Source organism: Stenotrophomonas sp. CC22-02 (genome assembly GCF_004365115.1).
GTDB classification, from domain to species: Bacteria; Pseudomonadota; Gammaproteobacteria; order Xanthomonadales; family Xanthomonadaceae; genus Stenotrophomonas; species Stenotrophomonas forensis.
In genome coordinates this window covers 63,240-82,979 of the sequence record NZ_SOCO01000002.1, presented here as the reverse complement: position 1 = coordinate 82,979, position 19,740 = coordinate 63,240, and the positions used below count along the sequence as shown (strand labels likewise).

Genomic DNA, 19,740 nt, shown 5'->3' with positions numbered 1-19,740 from the left:
GAATAATTTGATCGATCGTCCTGCCGGCCTAGAGCGTCCACTCGCGGTCGGTGGTGAACATGATGGTCAGCCAGCGGTCCGGCGAAGCCTCGCCCAGCGCGTCGCCGATCTCGTCGCGCAGCTGGTCCCATTCCACCAGCGGCCGTGGCGGGTCGTTTTCCGGCACCACGAAGAACAGCTCGATCTGCTCGCCGCGGCCCACCTGTGCCACGTAGCTGCGGTGCTCGACGAAACCGTGCTTGGCCACGATCGCGCGGGCCACCGCATCCACGTGCGCCTGCAGTTCCGGCGGGGTGACCAGCAGGATGCCGGCCAGCGCCCGGCGCACGGTACCCAGCGGCGCGATCATCACCAGCACGCAGACGAAGGCCAGGATGGCCGGGTCGATGTACGGTCCGACCCAGGCCCACGTCGTGCCCTGCACCAGCACGCCACCGAGGAAGGCCACCATGTAGCAGGCGGACATGCTCGCCGCCACCACCCAGTTCTTCGCATCCAGCGCGATGAACTCCGACCCGATGCGGCGGTTGGCGCGCAGCACGAACCAGGCCAGCGCACTCTCGGCCACCAGTGACAGGCCGGCAAAGATGATCGCCGGGCCCAGCGCGATATGGCGGCCACCGGACATCAGCGCATCCACTGCATTGACCAGCGCATACAGCGCCGCGCCGATCATCAGCGTGCCGCTGACGCCCAGCACGATCGGCTCCAGGTGCCAGAAGCCCATGGTGAAGCGCTGGTTGAGCCGCGACTGCAGCGCATCGGTATTGGTGGATAGTGCGATCAGCCGCGCGACCAGCAGCGACAGCCAGGTCATGACCACGTCGATCAGGCCATAGATGCCGTCGAAGATGATCAGCGAGGAATTGGCCAACAGGCCGAACACCACCGCGGCCAATGCCAGCAGCAATGCGCCGGCAATCGACAGGCGCAGCACGCCCTGTTCGGTGGCGGGGTCGAAGAAATGCGGTCGGTCGGCGGCCATGCCTGGATTGTAGAGCGGAGCCATGCTTCGCTGCCGTCGAAGGCGACGATGCTGTCCCCGGCGGTCCCGGTGGCGTAGACTGCGCCCCTCCCACGCATCGACCCCGCCCTGCAGTGATCACGCCACCCTGACCCTTGCCGCACATCGGCAGCCGGCCCGCCCGGCTCAGGAACCCGTGTCTTTCCACTGCAGCGCCACGTGGCCATGCCCGCGTGTGCGCGGAGTTTTCCCATGCAAACGTCCTACCCCCTGCGCCAGCAATGGCTCGGCAACATCCGTGGCGACCTGCTGTCCGGCATCGTCGTCGCCCTGGCCCTGATTCCCGAGGCCATCGCCTTCTCGCTCATCGCTGGCGTCGACCCCAAGGTCGGCCTGTACGCCGCGTTCTCGATCGCGGTGATCACCGCCATCGCCGGTGGCCGCCCGGGCATGATCTCCGCTGCCACCGGTGCGATGGCGCTGGTGATGGTCGACCTGGTCAAGGACCACGGCCTGCAGTATCTGTTCGCCGCCAGCATCCTGGCCGGCCTGCTGCAGGTGCTGGCCGGCGTGTTCAAGCTCGGCTCGCTGATGCGCTTCGTCTCGCGCTCGGTCATCACCGGCTTCGTCAACGCGCTGGCGATCCTGATTTTCCTGGCACAGATGCCCGAGCTGATCGGCCGCGGTCCCACCGTGTACGTGCTGTGCGCCGCCGCGCTGGTGATCATCTACCTGCTGCCGCGCATCACCCGCGCGGTGCCGTCGCCGCTGGTGGCCATCGTCGTGCTCACCGCCGTGGTGATCGGTTTCGGCGTGGACGTGCGCAGCGTGGGCGACATGGGCCAGCTGCCTGACAGCCTGCCGCACTTCCTCATTCCCGACGTGCCGCTCAGCTGGGAAACGCTGCGCATCCTGCTGCCGGTGTCGGTCACGCTGGCGGTGGTCGGCCTGCTCGAATCGATGATGACCCTGCAGATCGTCGAGGACATCACCGAGACGCCCAGCGAGCGCAACCGCGAATGCGTCGGCCAGGGCGTGGCCAACACGGTCACCGGCTTTCTCGGCGGCATGGCTGGCTGCGCGATGATCGGCCAGTCGGTCATCAACGTGACCTCCGGTGGCCGCGGGCGCCTGTCCTGCCTGGTGGCCGGCGTGGTGTTGCTGGTGCTGGTGGTGTACGGCAGCGGGCTGGTGCGGCAGATTCCAATGGCGGCGCTGGTGGCGGTGATGATCATGGTCAGCATCGGCACCTTCAGCTGGCGATCGCTGCGCGACCTGCGCACGCATCCGCGGAGTTCGTCAGCGGTGATGCTGCTGACCGTGGTGGTCACCGTGGCCACCCACGACCTGGCCAAGGGCGTGCTCAGCGGCGTGCTGCTGTCGGCGCTGTTCTTCGCCCGCAAGGTCGGTCGCATGCTGGACGTGCAACGCGAAGACGCCGGGGACACGCAGGTCTACCGCGTACGTGGGCAGGTGTTCTTTGCGTCGGCGGGACAGTTGGGTGCGGCGTTCGACTATCAGCACGTAGCGCCGAGGGTGCAGATCGACCTGCGCGACGCCCATCTGTGGGACCTGACCGCCGTGGCCGCGCTGGAGCGCGCACAGGAAAAGCTGGCCGCGCACGGGGCGCAGGTGGTGGTGGTGGGGCTCAATGGCGCCAGCCAGACGTTGCTCGAGCAGGTGGGTGGACGCGGCGGCGGGCACTGATCCTCGGCGCCCCTCGACCAACGCCCCCGTCGGCCTCAAGCCGACGAGGGGCACCTACGGCAATGGCAATCGCGGGCCCGTGGGCCCGCTGCTTACGCCATCATGGCCCGCGGGCCGTGCTGCTGGGTCTGCTGGTCGATCTTCTGCTGCTCGCGCTGCTGATCGCTCACCTGCAAGGCCCGCTCGCTGCTTTCCTGCACGCTCTGGCGCATCGCGTCAGTGGTCGATACCGGTGCACTGTTGCGGTTCAACGCGCTTTCGTCGTGCAGCGCATTGGCCTGCACCGCGCGCGCCATCGAACCGTCCTGGTTCAGCTCAACGCGATCCACCCGATACAGACCGGCACGCGCGGCTTCCACGGTGAGCGCGGCAGCCAGTTTCTCGCTGTGCTCGCCCGAGGGCAGGCCGCGGGCTTCCTCGGCAAACTTCACCTGCACCAGGGTTTCGGTGTACAGCCAGTTCTGCGGGCTGCGTGGATCGGACATCGGGTACACCGTCTCGCGCGCGGGATCGGCTGCCGTCTGCTGCTCCGGCGTGGGCGTCTGCCCCTGCGCGCGCTGCTGCACTTCGCTGGCCAGTGCCTGGCGGGTTTCCGTATCGGCGATGCCGGTGGCGGGCAGGCCATGCTGCTGCTGGAACGTGTTGATCGCATGGCGGCTGCCGCCACCCAGATAGCCATCGCTGCCGATTGCCTGGCCCTTGGCATCGGTCAGCCCCAGCGCGGCCAGGTTGCCCTGCAGTTCGCGCGCATCGCGGTCGATGGCGGCCAGCGTGGCCGGCCCCGCCTTGCCATCCACCGGCTCCAGGTTGTGCGCACGCTGGAAGTCTTCCACCGCCTTGCGGGTGGTGGCATCGAAGCGGCGGTCCGGGTTCAGCGTCTGCTGGCCGTCGGCGCTGGCGTATCCCAGTGCCACCAGGTTGCTTTCCAGCTTCAGCACCTCGCGGCCACTGGAGCCTTCCTTCAGCGTGTGCGATCCGGCCTGCTGGCGCGGCGCACCGATCTGGTCCAGCGCCACCTTGATGTCGGCATCGTTGTGTTCGCCGGCGGGCGAGTAGTCGCGACTGCTGACCTTGGCGTGGGCGCGGTCCATCGCCTCCTTGTTGTTGGCGTAGGCGTCCTCGTAGCGAACGGCGATGTCACCGGCCTTGGGCGCGTCGAAGTACTGGTAGGTTTCGCGGATCTGGCCGGCCTTCTCGCGCAGCGCCTGGTAGTCACCGCCTTCTTCCAGCACCTTCTGCAGCTTGGGCAGCTGGCTGGGCAGCTGGTTGGCGGTCTTGGCGATCAGGCTGATGGCCTCGAAGCGGTTTTCCTCGGCGATGTTGCTGCCGTGCGTATCCACCATCGTCATGCCGATGCGGGTGGCATTGCGCACCTGCGGGTAGTCGATGTTGGCGTGGATCCACTGCTTGCCTTCGGCCGAACCGGCCCAGGCATTGATGCTGTCGCGCGTGCTGGTGTCGATGAACTGGATCGAGCTGCGCCCGCTGAGGCCATTGCCATGGCTGAGCAGGTCGCGGCGCAGGTCGGCGTGGTCCTGGGTGAAGGGCAGGTTGTGCGCCTTGGCGTAGGCGCTGGCCTGCTCGATCACGGCGTCGACGTAGGTCGTCTCGCCCGCTTTCAACGCGTGTCCGTCGATGGCGCCCAGCGCCCATTCGCCACGCTGGCCGAAGTCGACCTGGATCGCGCCCAGGCTGTAGCCACTGTTCTGCGCGACCCGGCTGACCGTGCCCCAGTGCGGTTCGGTCACGCCCTGGGTGATGCCGGCGATGGCCAGATGGTAGGAGGCGGGGCCGCCTTCAGTGCCACGACCGACGGCGAAATACACCGCGCCGGAGGTGGCATCGAGATTGTGGGTATCGATGTTGGTTGGCATGTCTTACTTCCTTGTGCAGTCGGAGGGCACGCCCTCGCAGGGGTCAATCCAGCAGCTGGAGGTACTTCTGCAACTGGTCGGCGCGCGCGCTCAGGCGCATCACATCGTTCAACTCGCCCTGCAGGTTGCCCGGCTGCGAATCGTCGTACAGCGCGGTTTCCAGTTCGCCATCGCGGCTGCGCGATTGCAGCCATGCACGCTGCGCGTTCACCAGCCTGTTCTTCTTCGCGCCGCTCAGCTTTGCCTGCAGCTGCTTGTAGGCCTGGTTCAGGCGCTGGTCCTGGCGGGCGCTTTCCGAGGTCAGGCAGGCGGCCTGCTCGACCGCACCCTGTGCCTTGTCCCGGCAGGTGGTGAAGGTCGGGCTCAGGCCGGTCGCGGCCGGTGCCGCGTAGGCCGTACCCACGGCCAGGGAGGCGACGGCCAGCAGGCTGGCCAGGGTCCGGTTCATACGCTTGTGCTGCATCATCTGCTCCACTCGTCCAATCCATTGCGAGCGCCGGACTATAGCGGCGTCAATATTTCGTCGTCGTCAACGATTGGCGACAAATGTGACCGGTTGCCCGCTCCGGTGGATCGGGGGGCACTCCGGCCCGGCGTCAGCGACGCTGGACAGACCGGTGTTCTGGGGTCTGCCGCCGCCATTCAGCCACCCGGTGTAAACTATTGATCTCACTGGCAATGCCAGTCTCCACGATCAACGCCCCGATGACGTCCGCCACCGCCCGTTACGCCGATTCCCTGCGCCTGTCCGTTGCCCCGATGATGGACTGGACTGATCGCCATTGCCGCGTATTCCATCGCGTGCTGGCGCCGGGCGCACGCCTGTACACGGAGATGGTGCACGCCAACGCGGTCATCCACGGTGATCGCGAGCGCCTGCTCGGCTTCGACCGCAGCGAACAGCCGCTCGCGCTGCAGCTGGGCGGCAGTGATCCGGCGCTGCTGGCGCAGGCCGCGCGCATTGCCGCCGAGTGGGGCTACGACGAGGTCAACCTCAACTGCGGCTGCCCGTCCGACCGCGTGCAGGCCGGGCGCTTCGGCGCCTGCCTGATGCGCGAGCCGGTACTGGTGGCCGAGTGCGTGGCGGCGATGGTCGATGCGGTGGATATCCCGGTAACGGTGAAATGCCGTCTGGGCGTGGACGAAGACAACGATTACGACGTGTTCGCCGCCTTCGTCGACCGCCAGGTCGCCGCCGGTGCGGCGATGGTGGTGGTGCACGCCCGCAACGCATGGCTGAAGGGCCTGTCGCCGAAGGAGAACCGCGAGGTTCCGCCGCTGAAGTACGACTGGGCCTACCGCTTGAAGCAGGAGCGCCCGGCGCTGCCGGTGGTGCTCAATGGTGGCCTGGCCAGCCTCGAGGCGGTGCAGGCGCAGGCCGCGCACGTCGATGGCGTGATGCTGGGCCGCGCGGCCTACCACGACCCCTATCTGCTGCATCAGCTGGAGGCGCTGCACACCGGCGCACCGCTGCAGGCCCGTGGCGACCTGCTGCGCGCGCTGCGCCCCTATGTGGAAGCGCGCCTGGGCGAAGGCCTGGCGCTGAAGCACATCACCCGCCACCTGCTCGGCCTGTTCCATGGCCAGCCCGGTGGCCGCGCATTCCGCCAGGTGTTGAGCGAGGGCGCACACCGCCCGGGCGCCGACTGGACCCTGGTCGAGCAGGCGCTGGCGGTCACCGAACGCGATGCGGATCGCGCTGCAGCGTGACCTTGGTCACATTCCTGGCTTGACAAGGGACGGAGATTCGTCCCGAATGTTCACTTAGCTGAACAACGCGACGGTGGCGCCGGAAAAGTTCAGACCGGATTCACTGCCCCAAACCAAGAATTTGCAAAGGATTTGTAAAGCGCCGGGTCCCGAACCCGGCACCCGGATTTACGACTTTTGAACGAATCGCCGAGCTCGGCTAGGATCGCATCGATGTCTTCCGCTCCCTTCCACCGCCGCATTGCCCTGGCCACCTGCGTGCTGCTGGCGGCTGCGCCGTTGTCTTCGGCGCTGGCGCAACAGCCGCCGCGCGGCGACCAGGGGCGGGCGGAGATGATGGATCGGGGCGAGCGCGGCAACCGTGGCGACGAGCGTTCGCTGTCCGATGCCGTGCGCCGCGTGCAGCGCACCACCGGTGGCCACATCCTCGGCGCCGAGCGTGTGCCGTTCGATGGTCGTGACATCAACCGGGTGAAGTACATGGACGACCGGGGCCGGGTCCGCTACATGGACGACCCCGCCCCGTCGCGTTCACAGCCGCGCACGCCGCGGTCGGATATGTCATCACTACGCGGCGATAACCCCTGAACAGGGATAGTTGTCGCTATCAACCCGTACCCCACAGGCCTCCGGGCCACACCCAGGACACTAGGGAGAGTTCATGCGTATCCTTCTGGTCGAAGACGAAGCCCCGCTGCGTGAGACCCTGGCAGCCCGGCTCAAGCGCGAAGGCTTTGCCGTCGATGCTGCGCAGGACGGCGAGGAAGGCCTCTACATGGGGCGCGAAGTCCCGTTCGATGTCGGCATCATCGACCTCGGCCTGCCCAAGATGTCGGGCATGGAGCTGATCAAGGCCCTGCGTGACGAAGGCAAGAAGTTCCCGGTGCTGATCCTGACCGCGCGTTCGAGCTGGCAGGACAAGGTCGAGGGCCTGAAGCAGGGCGCCGACGATTACCTGGTCAAGCCGTTCCACGTCGAAGAGCTGCTGGCCCGCGTCAACGCGCTGCTGCGCCGCGCCGCCGGCTGGAGCAAGCCGACCCTGGAATGCGGCCCGGTCGCCCTGGATCTGGCCGCCCAGACCGTCAGCGTCGCCGGCAGCAATGTCGACCTGACCAGCTACGAGTACAAGGTGCTGGAGTACCTGATGATGCATGCCGGTGAACTGGTCTCCAAGGCCGACCTCACCGAGCACATCTACCAGCAGGACTTCGACCGCGACTCGAACGTGCTGGAAGTGTTCATCGGCCGCCTGCGCAAGAAGCTGGACCCGGATGGCGAACTGAAGCCGATCGAGACCGTGCGCGGTCGCGGCTACCGTTTCGCGATCCCGCGCAACGAGGGCTGAGCCGGCTCACCCTGGCGATAACACGATGTCCGGCCGTCTGTGGTTCTTCCGACGCTGGCGGCCGCGCTCACTGCAGGCGCGCCAGATGTTCGCCGCGTCCGTGGGCCTGGTCGCGTTCCTGGCGCTGGCCGGTTACGCGCTCGACGCCGCCTTCGCCGACACGGCGAAGGCGAACCTGCGCGAGCGCCTGAAGAACTACGCCACCGCCTACGCGGCCGGCATCGACTTCACCCGCGACCGCTCGCTGTACATCCGCGAGCAGCCGCCGGATTCGCGCTTCGACGTTCCAGGCAGCGGCCTGTACCTGCAGGTGGTGATGCCGCACGGCAAGGGCAATTCGATGTCCGCCGAAGGCCCGATGCTGCCCACCGTGGGCGGTGGACTGCTGGCGCCGCGCCAGGAAGTGTTCGAAGGCCCGCTGCCGATGATCCAGATCGATGGCAGCCAGGGCTCGGTGTACCGCTATGGCCTGGGCCTGGTGTGGGACGCCGATGCCGACCCCGCCACCGAATTCCCGTACACCATCTACGTGATGGAAGACTCGCGCGCACTGGGCGCGCAGCTGCGCGTGTTCCGCAGCCGGGTCTGGTTCTACCTGGGTGGCATCGGCCTGATCCTGCTGCTGCTGCAGACCGTCATCCTGCAGTGGAGCCTGCGCCCGCTGCGGCGGGTCATTACCGAGCTGACCAAGGTGCAGCGCGGCGAGACCGCGCGCATGAGCGAGCGCCACCCGCGCGAGCTGGAGCCGCTGACCGACAGCATCAATGCCTTCATCGAGAGTGAGCGCGAGAACCTGGAGCGCCAGCGCAACACCCTGGCCGACCTGGCGCACAGCCTGAAGACACCGATCGCGGTGCTGCGCACGCAGATGGACAGCGGCGCCGGTGATGGCGCGCTGCGCGAGGAACTGGATGTGCAGCTGCAGCGCATGAACAACCTGGTCTCGTACCAGCTGGCGCGCGCGGCGTCGTCGGGCCACAAGCTGTTCTCCGCCCCGCTGCCGATTGAATCCAACGCCGAGGAAATCGTGCGTGGCCTGGAGAAGGTCTACGCCTCCAAGGGCGTGCTGTGCGAGTTCGACATCGACCCGGCCGCGCGCTTCCACGGCGAACCGGGCGATCTGCAGGAACTGCTCGGCAACCTGCTGGAAAACGCCTTCAAGTGGGCCAACCGCCGCGTGTTGCTGACCGCGCAGCCGCTGCCGGCACCGAACAACGCGCGTCGTGCCGGCCTGCTGCTGGCGGTGGACGACGATGGCCCGGGCATCGCCCCGGACGACATCGGCAAGGTGCTGCAGCGTGGTGTGCGCGGCGACGAGCGCGTGCAGGGCCATGGCATCGGCCTGTCGATCGTGCAGGACCTGATCAAGGATTACCGCGGCGAACTGGCCGTCGGCCGTTCCAGTGAACTTGGCGGCGCCCGCTTCGAAGTGCGCCTGCCGCCGGGGCCGTAAACCGCGCGTTCCCGTCCGCCGGGCATCGCCTGGCGCAACAACGCGTGGTGTTCCGGTAGTGCCGGCCGCTGGCCGGTAACCAGGCAATGCCACCGAAGAGCATGAGCTTGCCGGCCAGCGGCCGGCACTACCGTTGTTCGAACGCCGGCGGCTCGCCATAGAACCGCCGCAGCTGCGCGGCCACCTCCGGCAATGCCTGCTGCAGCAGATCCGGTGCCGAGAAGTGGTACTCGCTGGCCACCGCGAAGAACTCTTCCGGCGCCTCGGCCGCATACGGATCGATCAGCGTTTCCTCGCCCGCATCCACCTGCGCACAGAACGCATCGTAGGCACGCTGGAAAATCCCCGCCCATTCGCGCTGCCATTGCCGCGGCAGCGGCGGCGTGCCATCCATCGCACCATCCAGCGCATCCAGCTTGTGCACCATCTCGTGCACCGCCACGCAGTAGCCCTCGTGCGGCGCCGCCAGGTCGGCCTGCACATCGGCCCAGGACAGGATCAACGGACCGCTGTCCCATGATTCGCCAATCAGCTCGTCATCCCATTCGTGCAGCACGCCGGCCGCATCCATGTGGCTGCGGTGCACGCGGAACGCATCGGGGTAGACGATCAGCTGCGACCAGCCTTCCAGCCCCACCTCGCCGAACTCCAGCAGCGGCAGGCAGCACAGCGCGGCCAGCAGCACGCCATCGCCGGGCTGCAGCTGCAGCTCGCCTATCGGGGTAATGGTCTTCTCGTGCAGGAAGCGCGTGGCCAGCACGCGCAGGCGCGCGCGACGCGCGTCGTCCAGGCCGTGCAACCAGGCTGCGCGGCGGCAGGCGTCATCCCAAAGCGCATCGTCAATCGGCCGCGGCGCAGGCCGCAGCCACTGCAGCAACGACTTGATCAGCGGAACATTCCCGGCAGGTAGCTGTGCCACTTCGGTGCGCGGATGCGCTGCAGCACGTCGTCATCACTGCCACCACCACCGGTGCTGGTGTTGGCCGCCGGGCGTACCGGTGCCGCCTTGGTGCTGGCGGCCGATGCGCTGGCAGTGGGTGCGCGCTGCGAAGCGGCATCCCCGTTGGAGGACACGCATGCCCCACGGCTGTCGTCCAGCGCTGCCGTTGCAGACGCCGCGAAGGGCATCATCAGCAGGATCAGGCAATGGGCATAACGGCGCATTGACGACATCCACGTTAAGGGAAGGTGAGTTCCCGATTCTAGCCCGAACCCGGCGCCCCGTTGGAAGCCCCTGCGGAACCCAGCGTGGCAGGCGTCGCTGGCGGCTTTCCCGCATAATTCCGTCCTGACTTCGTGGAAGCTGCCGTGGACGATCGCCAATTGCTGGCCAAACTCGCTGCCGGTCGCCTGTCCGGCGACGCCCTGGCCCGTGAGCTGGGCCAGACCCGGGCGGCCATTTGGAAGCGTATTCAAGGACTTAGGGCCGCCGGCGTGGGCGTGGAAGGCCGTGCTGGCGAGGGCTATGGCCTGACCCGCCCGGTCGACCTGCTGGACCCGGACGCGATCCGCGCCGGCCTGCCTGCCGCGGTTCTGCCGCTGCTGCACGACCTGCAGGTGGCCTGGACGTTGGACTCCACCAACGCCGAATTGCTGCGTTGCAGCGCGCCCCAGCGCGGGGTGAGCGTCCTTTTGGCCGAACGCCAGACCGGTGGCCGCGGCCGTCGTGGCCGTACCTGGGCCTCGCCGCTGGCCGCGCACGTCTACCTGTCGGTGCTGCGCCTGTACTCCGGTGGCCTCGGCCGCCTGGCCGGGCTGAGCCTGGTGGCGGGCATCGCCGTGGCCGAAGCGCTGCATGACCTCGGTTTCACCCAGGCGCAGCTGAAGTGGCCGAACGACCTGATCGTCGATGGCAAGCGCAAGCTGGTCGGCCTGCTGGCCGAAGGCGGTGGCGAATACGCCGGCCCGGCGCGCGCAGTGATCGGCATCGGCATCAACACGCACATGCCGCCGTCGTTTGCCGAGCAGATCACCCAGCCGTGGGTGGATCTGGACACGCTGGCCGGCAAGCCGGTGGACCGCAACGTGGTGGTTGCGGCCGTGCTGACACGCCTGCTGCCGGCGCTGGAGGAATTCGATCGCGAAGGTCTCGCCCCGTTCCTGCCGCGCTACGCCGCGTTCGACATGCTGGCCGGCCGCGAAGTACGCGTGGAGCTGGAAGGGCAGTGGCAGCACGGCACCGCACTGGGCCTGGCCGATGACGGCGCGCTGCGCGTGCGCATCGATGGCCAGGAACGCCTGCTGCACGCCGGCGAAGTCAGCGTGAGGGCGGCATGAGCGATTGGTTGTTCGACCTCGGCAACTCGCGCTTCAAGTTCGCGCCGTTGCAGGGTGACCGTGCCGGCGACGTACAGGCTTGGGCGCATGGCGCCGAAGGCATGGCCGGGCAGCCGCCGCACAGCCTGCCCAGCGGCACCACCGCGTTCGTCGCCAGCGTGGCCGCACCGTCGCTGACCAGCGCCATGCTGGACCAGCTGCAGCGCCGCTTCGAGCACGTGCACGTGGTGCGCACCAGCGCCGAATGCGCGGGCGTGCGCATTGCCTATGCCAAGCCGGAAAAGTTCGGTGTTGATCGCTTCCTGGCCCTGCTGGCGGCCGCCAAGGCGCAGCGCCCGGTGCTGGTGGTTGGGGTGGGCACCGCGTTGACCATTGATCTGCTCGACGCCGACGGCCAGCACCACGGTGGCCGCATTTCCGCATCGCCCACCACCATGCGCGAAGCACTGCACGCGCGCGCGGTGCAGCTGCCGGCCACCGGCGGCGACTACAGCGAATTCGCCAACGATACCGCCGACGCGCTGGCCTCCGGCTGCGATGGCGCGGCCGTGGCGCTGATTGAACGCAGCGCACAGCAGGCGCACGCACTGCTGGGCGTGGCACCGTCGCTGCTGGTGCACGGTGGCGGCGCACCGGCGCTGATGCCGCTGCTGCCCGGCGCCGACTACCACCCCTCGCTGGTGCTGGATGGCCTCGCCCGCTGGGCGGTGCACCAGCCCGCAGGCTAGTATCCGCGCATGCTGACCCGTGCCCTGATCGTCGTACTGGCCATCCTCAATCTTGGCGTCGCCTGCTGGTGGCTGCTGCGCGATGCGCCGCAAGCGCCCGCGCCCGCACCGCAACCGGCCGGCGTGGCCGAGCTGCGCTGGGTACCGGGTGGGGCTGATGCGAATGCCGCTGCTGAAGCCACCGCTGCCACCCCGACCGCACCGCTGATGGAGCGCGAACCGGCCGAGAAGACCGCCGTGGCGGCGACGCCCGCGCCTGCGGTGCCGGCCAAGCCCGAGCTGGCCAAGCCGCAGGTGGCCGAAGCCGTACCTGCACCGGCACCCGTGGCCGTTGCTGCAGCCGCCAAGCCCGCGCCCGCACAGGTTGCGGAAAAGCCCGCGCCGCCGCCAGCTGCGCCGGAGCCGCCGCGCTGTGTCGCATTGGGACCATTTGCCGACCGCGCCGCCGCGACCGCCGCGCAGGGCAAGGCCGGCAACGCCATCAGCCAGGTGCGCCTGCGCGAACAGCCCGCCGCCAGTGGCAGTGCCCGCTATCGTGTGCTGCTGCCGGCCGCCGCCAACCGGGAAGAAGCGCAGGCCACGGTCAAGCGCATCGTCGCCGCCGGCCTGAGCGACTACTACATCATCAGCCAGGGCGAGGACATCAACGCCGTGGCGCTGGGCCAGTACCGCAACCGCGAGGGCGCCGAGCGCCGCATGGCGGCGGTGCAGGCCGCCGGCTTCCAGCCGCGCCTGGTGGCCAGTGGCGACGCCGGCCAATGGTGGCTGGAAGGCCAGCTGGCGGCGGGCACGCAGCCGGCCCAGGCCCAGCAGCGCAGCGGCGCGGCGCAGAGCCGTTCGCTGGAATGCACGCGGTTGCGCTAGAATCCCCGGACCGCGGCGCTGCCGCCGGTGCACCACCCATGCCGCTTTAGCTCAGTTGGTAGAGCAACTGTCTTGTAAACAGTAGGTCATCCGTTCGATTCGGATAAGCGGCACCATCCTCTATGCGTCGGCGCCCCTTTGCGTTGCTCCAGGCACTTGCCCGGTGGTTCGAAGGGCGCACATCCGACGCCCCGGCAGTCTTACCTTGGGAATGATGGCCCATCCTGCGCATGAACCTGCTGCGCTGGCTGCTGTGCAAGATTTGCTGCCAACGCTTCAGCGCGATGCAGGGACTCTGCTTCAGGCACGCGAAGCGCGTCCATCGTATTCATGGCTCCACGGCGTTGGGCAGGATCGTCCATCGCTCCCTCGACGATGAAAACCCTCTCGCCACGTGCAAGGGACTCTGTCGGGTTGTTCAATACAACGTGGTCAACTCTTGAAAGCCCTTGCTCCTTCGCGAGCACCAACAAACTCGCAGACATGCGCTGGCTCGACTCATCCCATTGCTTCCCGCTCTCGGCGTCCAGGCGTTCCACGCCCGCTCTTATCTGCCTATAGAGAGAACGGTCAGCATCGCTGAGTGCGGCAACTGAGGGAGCTGTTCGCTGCATTGAGGGTGAGTCGTCGGCGACCGCGGCGACTCTTTCCGCAACCGCAGAGCGCTCGGCGTCAAACTCTGGCTCCGGCCTACGTCGACGCTGCGAGGGTGCTATGTGCTGATCATAGTGCGCGCCATAGTAAAGCTCGTATGTCGCATGAGGGCCGACAGACGGAGCCTCCGTTCTGAACACCTCAGCGATCTGTCCAAGCGCCTGGTTTCGATTGATCCGCCCGGCCTGGAGTTCAACGGCAATGGCTCCATACTGTTGTGGCCGATTACCCGTACCCGACACGCCAATGTCCGGTCCACCCGCTGCGATGAGTTCACGCTGGACCTGGACATTACTGAGCGTCGCAGCCGCTTCTCCTCGTAGCAAGGTGTTTACATAGGAGTGTTTGGACGTCGGATCGGGACGTTCGGTGAAGAGATGATGCCCAACTTCATGAGAAAGAGAACGTGCGATTCTGGAGCCTTGCCCAACGGCGTTCTCGTCAATGACGATCTTCACACCGGGAACAAGATAGGTGCCGCCACCGGCTGGCCCCCATTCGACACCCAGGTTGTCGTGATCAGCCTGTGCAAGACCCGCTCGAAGTGTTGGGGATTTGGTCAGAAGCGGTACCAGCGAAGGATCAACCAAAGGCGAAGCCGGACGACGTGTGGCCCCTGGTCGGCCACTCTCCTGCGGCTGTGACAGTGCAAATTCTTCAGCACGCTCCATGGTGCGGCTCCTTCGCAATGACAGGGATCAGCGCTGACTGATCGATACGTAGGTCAGCGTCTTGTGGTCAAGGGAGAGCCCGAGTACAACCTTGGCACTGTTCACCTGAGCAGACCAGTAAGGGCGGGAATCAGGCGCATCCGGATGGGGTGGATACATGGCGGATTCCTCCCAGATGATTTCCCCGAGCGCGATGCTCGGTGGGGCGACCTCAAAGACCAAGGTCGCGTGCGTAGGATCGTCGGCAGGACTTCTCAGCGTGATGTTCTGGATCTCAAGTCCGCCCAGCATGCCGCGTTCTGCGGTCCGCTCGTCCCTCAAGCCTTGTCGAGTCGGCTCTCCCAAGTGTGTGTGGAGCTGTTCATTCAATGCGTCGACATCATCAAAACGCACCTTGGTCAAACGCTCGATGTCGTTCTTGAATCGCTCCATACCAGTTTCACTCCCTGATTCGACGGGCTGTCTTTGATTCAGATGATCTGATGGGGTCAGCGGCGCGGCACTCGAACATGCTGCCAGTACAAGCGCTGGAACAGCGATTGCGAGGCGGCCATGCGCTGCTGCCCAGAGACGTTGCCGAAGTCCATCGTGTGATGAAGATGCGCATTTCTTGACCCATGCATTCATGAAAGATCCTCGCGCGTCAATGTCACATTCTTGAATCTAGCACAGCATTTTGTGGGTGCGGATCGGGTCCGCGTGAATAATGATCTGCTGAAACCGCGCCCGGTTTTACGTTCCAGGAAGGCCCGCGATAAAGAACCGCCTTTCGGCGGTTTTCTCGTCCCAACCCGGTGAGTCAGCTCAATGCATGGCGTGGGAAGATCCTTCGATCAACGCAGCTGACGCTGCCAACGCAGCCTCAGCTACGTACCTGCAACGCCACATACTCCGCCAGCCCGCGGCAGGCCAGCATCAACCCTTCGCGCGTGCCATCGCCGATATCGTCTTTCTCTTCCCCATCCACGCGCACGCGCTCGGCGGCGTGGTACAGCTCCAGCACCGATACCAGACCGGCGGCGGCGCGATCCCTGCGTGCGGCGTCCACCGCTTGCCCGGGCGTGCTGGCCGGCCCCTGCCACGGCTGTCCGTCGGCGGCATCGCCGGCCTGGATCTGCCGCAGGCAGACGGGAAGGTTGATGGGCGTGGGCGCATCGTTCGCAGCGGCGAAGGCGGCTTCCAGGGGCTGCGCCAGTTCAAGCGGCAGATGCAGGGCGGCGTCGCCCAGCGTGGCGGTCAGATACGGGTAGAGGGTCTTGGACATGCGGGCATCCTCGTCAGGAACAGAGGTGCCACCCGAAGAGGGTGGCAGGCGATGCGTGGCTTCCAAGACCGGTAATCGATGAGCCGGTGGGCACGGGGCCCCCACGCACCGCCCGCCGTCGATCGGCTAACGGATTGCCAGCCGACGCCGCTCTTGGGAAGACGGCGCCGGCTGGCAAGCGTATACAGCTTCGATTAAACGGGCTTGGAAGTCCCGGCCACCTTTACAGGGGGCGATTCATCATGCGCATGCGAAATCCCCGCCTGCCAGTCGTTTGTTTCGATGGCATCGGGTGATCTGAAAGGAAAAATGAATTATCGCGATTGGCCTGTTTCGCGCATTTCCATGTCAAAAACGACAGATCGCGCACCGCGCGAATTCGCTTGGAAATGGCGCGCAGATACGCTGGCGCCTGCGCGCAGGGCGAAACGGCGTGTAAAGCCAGCTTAACTTCCGGCCTGAAATGATTACCCCATCATCATAAGCGGCCAGGGCGCAAAAAGTGGCCCGGTGCGGGCGATGGCACTAAGCTGCGGGGCCTGTGCATTTCCATGGAAGACCCCATGTCCCACCTGCTGGCCAGGGCGGCCGAACAACAGGATCTCGACCGCATCGACGCGCTGCTGGATGCCGGCGCGGACATTGCATGGCGGCACAAGGGCACCGGCCGCACGCCGCTGCTGTCGGCGGTGATTGCTGGAAAGGCGGCGTCGGTGGCGCGGCTGCTGGACCGCGGTGCCAACATCGAGCACGCCTGCACGGCGTTGGGCTTCACCGCACTGGGGTGGGCGGCCGAGCGCAACGATGTGGATATCGGGCGTCTGCTGATTGCGCGTGGCGCCTCGCTGGACGTCGCCTCGCCGGAACTGCTGCGCACGCCGCTGATGGTGGCGGCGCAGGGCGGTCATCTGCCGCTGGTCGAGCTGCTGCTGGACAGCGGCGCTGATGTTGCACGCGTGGATTTCGAAGGACGCACTGCGCTGGCACTGGCTGAAGCGCGCGGGCATGCGGCTGTCGTGCAACGTCTGCAGGCCGCGGGCGCGCAGAGGCCGCCGGCATTGGAAGAGACGCCGCCGCTGGCCTGGCCCGAACCGGCGGCAGACGGTGAACCGGCTGCAGTGGTGCGCGGCTATATGCTGGCCTGCCACGCCTGGGAAACGCGTGGCTACCGTGATGCCAAGGCCGGTGGAAACCTGCTGGGCAGTGCGGCGTTCCAACAGGAGCGCGCGGATATCCTCGCGGCCTGGTGCACCGATCGGAAGCGGGTGTATTCCACCGGCATGGCGGTGGGCAACCCGCCGGTGCACGTGCCGGAGGATCTGCTGGCGGCCACCAGCCAGCCGACCGCGTCGAAGGCTGACGTGCTGGTGCGCGATCATGCGCAGAAATCCCGTGCGCTGCGTTACGAGCGCCTGTTCGTGCTCAAGCGCGTGGCGGGGCAGTGGCGGATCGACGTGCTGAAGAAGCGCCTGTTCCGCACCGAGGCGTGGTCGTCGGCGATTCTCTGAGCGCTGCAACGGCTGCAGGAGGGAATCTGCCTGCTGCACCGCCGCGAGTGGTGTCACACAGCTCTGGCTAGACTGTGCTTCTTTTTCCCCCGCAGGAGGCACCCATGGCCCATCCCATCTCCGTATCGCTGATTGGCGTTCCCACCGATGTGGGCGCGGGCCATCGCGGTGCACGGCTGGGGCCGGAAGCGCTGCGCGTGGCGGGCCTGCCGGAGGCGCTGGAGGCGCGCGGCGTGGACGTGCGCGACCTGGGCAACCTGGACGGCCCGCGCAACCCGTGGACCGCGCCGGTGGAAGGCTACCGCCACCTGGATGAAGTGGTGGCGTGGAACCACGCCTTGATGGAAGCCAGCTATGCCGAACTGCAGGCCGGCCGCATGCCGATCATGCTCGGCGGCGACCATTGCCTGGGCATCGGTTCGATCACCGCCGTGGCGCGCTGGTGCCGCGAGCAGGGCAAGACCCTGCGCGTGCTGTGGCTGGATGCGCATTCGGACTTCAACACCAGCGATGTCACCCCGTCGGGCAACATCCACGGCATGCCGGTGGCCTGCCTGTGCGGCCTTGGCCCGGATGCGCTGACCCGGCTGGGCGGCACGTCACCCGCGATCACCCCGGCGCAGATGCACCAGATCGGCATCCGCTCGGTGGACCCGGAAGAAAAGCGCCTGATCAAGACCCACAAGGTCGATGTCTACGACATGCGCTACATCGACGAGAACGGCATGAAGCGCGCGGTGGAAGCGGCGCTGGCCGGCATCGACGAGAACACCCACCTGCATGTCAGCTTCGATGTGGACTTCCTCGACCCCAGCATCGCGCCGGGCGTGGGCACCACCGTGCCGGGTGGGGTGAACTATCGCGAGGCGCAGTTGGTGATGGAGATGATCGCCGACACCGGGCGCATGGGCTCGCTGGACATCGTCGAGCTTAACCCCTTGTTGGACAAGCAGAATGCCACCGCCGAACTGGCCGTGGACCTGGTCGAAAGCCTGTTCGGCAAGTCCACCCTGATGCGCGACTGAGCCTTTGGCCTGAACGGATCTTTGATCCGTTCACACGCGCTCCACGCGTCTGCCGCCAGATTGCACTTCACGCGGCGGCGGTGGGCATTGGCCTTCTTCCGCCGAGCGAAAGAATCCCATCCGCGAATTGAGCGGTGTAGCGGCAAACCCAAGGAGAAGCCCATGAAGCGCGTAGTTGCCCTGATGCTGTTGTCGATGTTCTCGGTGGCCCTGCTGGCCGGTTGCAACACCATTGCCGGTGCCGGCAAGGACGTGCAGAAGGCGGGCGAGAAGGTCGAGGACACCGCGAAGGGCCGTTGAGCCCTGCACGGAACGGAAAGAGAAAAAAGGCCGGGGTTTCCCCGGCCTTTTTTTTGTGCGTGCTTTTTCGCTGCAGGGCTGTGCAAGCGGAGTGAACCATTCAAGCAGGTGAGCGTGCATTTCATGGCGGGTTGACCGGCATTCAACAGCCACTGCGCGAAGCTGGAGCCACGGTAAGAACGCCGTTGCAACCAAGGACTCCCAGCAATGAACAAAGACATCATTTCCGGCAAGTGGTCGCAGCTGAAGGGCAAGGCCCAGGCCAAGTGGGGCGATCTGACCAACGACGATTTCGATGTGGCCGAGGGCAATGCCGAATACCTGGCGGGTCGCCTGCAGGAACGTTATGGCTGGGCCAAGGACCGCGCTGAGAAGGAAGTCCGTGAGTTCCAGGATGCGGTGAGCAAGGACTATCCGGACTACAAGTAAGCACCACGGTTTCCCCCACACGTTTCCCCCACAACACGACGCCCGCACCGTGAGGTTGCGGGCGTTGTGCTGTCTGGACGGGGCGATCAGCGTGCCGGCGGGTCCGGCACGTATCGGTTGGGGAAGGCCTGCGGTTCGCGCGGCAGGCGCGATGGCGAATCCACCAGGATGCCGCGTGCACGCAGGTTGCGCGCGCTGTCGTAGCGCAGCTGCAGCACCTGCGCCGGGCTGCGGCTGGCGCGTTCGAAGTCGGTGTCGCGCACCGACGACTGTTCGCGTGCGCCGTGGCCGGTGCCCAGTGCCGGCGCCTGCGACTTGCTGGCATAACCCTCGACGCGGCTGGCGCTGGCATCGGCCGCGGCTTCGGCCGCCGGGGCCGGAGCGGGCAGGCTGCGGCGCAGGATCGGCTCGGGGCGCCAGCGACGCGCTTCCTCGAACACCGCCACGCCGACCACGCCGATGTTGTCCGGGCGGCCGGTGCGGCTGGCATAACTGCCGCTGGGGCTGCTGAACACGAACTGCGCCACTTCGTCCTGGCTCTTGCGCCAGCCGGTGATATCGGCGCGCTGGCCGGGGTTGAGCACGTAACCGGTCTGCGAGGGATCGGCGTCCTCGCCGGAAATGGCGTTGATGCCGTCCACCGACAGCACCACCAGCACCCGGCGCGGGCTGTCGTTGTACAGGCGCACGGCGTAGCGATGGCCACGCTCGCCGGCCACCCAGCGCTGGCCTTCGGCGGGGTAGCTGCGCAGTTCGGTGCCGCGGTCGCGGTCAACCAGGGCCATGCGCACCGGGCCGCCCTGGTAGGCCGACGGCGGAGGCGGGGCCGGGCGGAAGCCGGCCAGGGGCAGGATCAGCAGCAGGGGCAGCAGGCGTTTCATCGGGCGTCTCCAGCGGGGTTGCGTGAATGAACGCGCCGCGGGCCCTGACGGGGTTGGTGGCGTGCAAGGTAAACTGGCCCCGTTCA

General features: G+C 66.9%; 21 protein-coding genes and 1 tRNA gene. 13 read left to right on the top strand and 9 right to left on the bottom strand.

What is annotated here, in order from left to right; genetic code table 11:
* Nucleotides 1-28: 28 nt before the first annotated feature.
* Nucleotides 29-1,009, bottom strand: a complete 981-nt coding sequence (locus tag N440_RS18295) for a cation transporter (RefSeq protein ID WP_053509285.1) — start codon at nt 1,007-1,009, stop codon at nt 29-31.
* A gap of 207 nt (nt 1,010-1,216) precedes the next feature.
* Here N440_RS18295 and N440_RS18290 point away from each other — a divergent pair, with 207 nt between their 5' ends.
* Nucleotides 1,217-2,671: a SulP family inorganic anion transporter gene (locus N440_RS18290; RefSeq protein WP_133936108.1), complete on the top strand. Its 1,455-nt coding sequence runs from the start codon at nt 1,217-1,219 to the stop codon at nt 2,669-2,671.
* Nucleotides 2,672-2,763: 92 nt separating this feature from the next.
* Here N440_RS18290 and N440_RS18285 read toward each other — a convergent pair whose 3' ends face one another.
* A complete protein-coding gene (locus tag N440_RS18285) occupies nt 2,764-4,545 on the bottom strand; it encodes a peptidoglycan-binding protein (protein ID WP_133936107.1) in 1,782 nt (593 codons plus the stop codon).
* A 43-nt stretch (nt 4,546-4,588) separates the two neighbouring features.
* Nucleotides 4,589-5,008 carry a lysozyme inhibitor LprI family protein gene (locus N440_RS18280; protein WP_243831384.1) on the bottom strand — a complete coding sequence of 140 codons (420 nt, stop codon included), beginning with the start codon at nt 5,006-5,008 and terminating at the stop codon, nt 4,589-4,591.
* 215 nt (nt 5,009-5,223) lie between these two features.
* On the opposite strand from N440_RS18280, the gene dusA reads away from it, so the two are divergent.
* The 4 genes from dusA (at nt 5,224) to N440_RS18260 (ending at nt 9,053) form a co-directional block, all read left to right on the top strand.
* Nucleotides 5,224-6,255, top strand: a complete 1,032-nt coding sequence (gene dusA / locus N440_RS18275) for a tRNA dihydrouridine(20/20a) synthase DusA (protein WP_166671583.1) — start codon at nt 5,224-5,226, stop codon at nt 6,253-6,255.
* A 213-nt stretch (nt 6,256-6,468) separates the two neighbouring features.
* The gene (locus N440_RS18270) at nt 6,469-6,843 is read left to right on the top strand and encodes a hypothetical protein (protein ID WP_008265425.1); all 375 of its coding nucleotides are present in this window, start codon (nt 6,469-6,471) and stop codon (nt 6,841-6,843) included.
* Nucleotides 6,844-6,916: 73 nt separating this feature from the next.
* Nucleotides 6,917-7,600: a response regulator transcription factor gene (locus N440_RS18265; RefSeq protein WP_004136763.1), complete on the top strand. Its 684-nt coding sequence runs from the start codon at nt 6,917-6,919 to the stop codon at nt 7,598-7,600.
* 25 nt (nt 7,601-7,625) lie between these two features.
* Nucleotides 7,626-9,053, top strand: coding sequence for a sensor histidine kinase (locus tag N440_RS18260; protein WP_133936104.1), 1,428 nt, complete (start codon nt 7,626-7,628; stop codon nt 9,051-9,053).
* A gap of 127 nt (nt 9,054-9,180) precedes the next feature.
* Here N440_RS18260 and N440_RS18255 read toward each other — a convergent pair whose 3' ends face one another.
* Both N440_RS18255 and N440_RS18250 read right to left on the bottom strand, forming a co-directional pair.
* Nucleotides 9,181-9,972 carry a M90 family metallopeptidase gene (locus N440_RS18255; RefSeq protein ID WP_166671582.1) on the bottom strand — a complete coding sequence of 264 codons (792 nt, stop codon included), beginning with the start codon at nt 9,970-9,972 and terminating at the stop codon, nt 9,181-9,183.
* Nucleotides 9,939-10,217: a hypothetical protein gene (locus N440_RS18250; RefSeq protein ID WP_133936103.1), complete on the bottom strand. Its 279-nt coding sequence runs from the start codon at nt 10,215-10,217 to the stop codon at nt 9,939-9,941. Before N440_RS18250 ends, N440_RS18255 begins: the two co-directional genes overlap by 34 nt.
* A gap of 144 nt (nt 10,218-10,361) precedes the next feature.
* Here N440_RS18250 and birA point away from each other — a divergent pair, with 144 nt between their 5' ends.
* The 4 genes from birA (at nt 10,362) to N440_RS18230 (ending at nt 13,038) form a co-directional block, all read left to right on the top strand.
* Entirely contained in the window at nt 10,362-11,330 is a 969-nt protein-coding gene (gene birA, locus N440_RS18245; protein ID WP_133936102.1) for a bifunctional biotin--[acetyl-CoA-carboxylase] ligase/biotin operon repressor BirA, read from the top strand.
* A complete protein-coding gene (locus N440_RS18240; protein WP_004153755.1) occupies nt 11,327-12,058 on the top strand; it encodes a type III pantothenate kinase in 732 nt (243 codons plus the stop codon). Before birA ends, N440_RS18240 begins: the two co-directional genes overlap by 4 nt.
* 9 nt (nt 12,059-12,067) lie before the next feature.
* Nucleotides 12,068-12,922, top strand: a complete 855-nt coding sequence (locus tag N440_RS18235) for an SPOR domain-containing protein (protein WP_133936101.1) — start codon at nt 12,068-12,070, stop codon at nt 12,920-12,922.
* A gap of 40 nt (nt 12,923-12,962) precedes the next feature.
* A tRNA-Thr gene (locus N440_RS18230) sits at nt 12,963-13,038 on the top strand.
* An 84-nt stretch (nt 13,039-13,122) separates the two neighbouring features.
* Here the strand turns inward: N440_RS18230 and N440_RS18225 are convergent.
* The 3 genes from N440_RS18225 to N440_RS18215 form a co-directional block, all read right to left on the bottom strand.
* Complete coding sequence (locus N440_RS18225) at nt 13,123-14,247, bottom strand: XVIPCD domain-containing protein (RefSeq protein ID WP_133936100.1); 1,125 nt, start codon at nt 14,245-14,247, stop codon at nt 13,123-13,125.
* Between the two features lie 27 nt (nt 14,248-14,274).
* Nucleotides 14,275-14,874 carry a hypothetical protein gene (locus N440_RS18220; protein WP_133936099.1) on the bottom strand — a complete coding sequence of 200 codons (600 nt, stop codon included), beginning with the start codon at nt 14,872-14,874 and terminating at the stop codon, nt 14,275-14,277.
* 235 nt (nt 14,875-15,109) lie between these two features.
* Nucleotides 15,110-15,511, bottom strand: coding sequence for a hypothetical protein (locus N440_RS18215; protein WP_049456591.1), 402 nt, complete (start codon nt 15,509-15,511; stop codon nt 15,110-15,112).
* 563 nt (nt 15,512-16,074) lie between these two features.
* Here N440_RS18215 and N440_RS18210 point away from each other — a divergent pair.
* The 4 genes from N440_RS18210 to N440_RS18195 all read left to right on the top strand — a co-directional run bounded on the left by N440_RS18210 (nt 16,075) and on the right by N440_RS18195 (nt 18,773).
* Nucleotides 16,075-17,019 (top strand): ankyrin repeat domain-containing protein, encoded by a 945-nt coding sequence (locus N440_RS18210; RefSeq protein ID WP_133936098.1) that lies wholly within the window; start codon nt 16,075-16,077, stop codon nt 17,017-17,019.
* A 104-nt stretch (nt 17,020-17,123) separates the two neighbouring features.
* A complete protein-coding gene (rocF, locus tag N440_RS18205; protein ID WP_004153767.1) occupies nt 17,124-18,044 on the top strand; it encodes an arginase in 921 nt (306 codons plus the stop codon).
* 162 nt (nt 18,045-18,206) lie between these two features.
* Nucleotides 18,207-18,344 (top strand): entericidin A/B family lipoprotein, encoded by a 138-nt coding sequence (locus tag N440_RS18200; RefSeq protein WP_008266021.1) that lies wholly within the window; start codon nt 18,207-18,209, stop codon nt 18,342-18,344.
* Nucleotides 18,345-18,551: 207 nt separating this feature from the next.
* Nucleotides 18,552-18,773 (top strand): CsbD family protein, encoded by a 222-nt coding sequence (locus N440_RS18195; RefSeq protein WP_004153772.1) that lies wholly within the window; start codon nt 18,552-18,554, stop codon nt 18,771-18,773.
* 86 nt (nt 18,774-18,859) lie between these two features.
* Here the strand turns inward: N440_RS18195 and N440_RS18190 are convergent, their stop codons facing one another.
* A complete protein-coding gene (locus tag N440_RS18190) occupies nt 18,860-19,654 on the bottom strand; it encodes a hypothetical protein (RefSeq protein ID WP_133936097.1) in 795 nt (264 codons plus the stop codon).
* Nucleotides 19,655-19,740 lie beyond the last annotated feature (86 nt).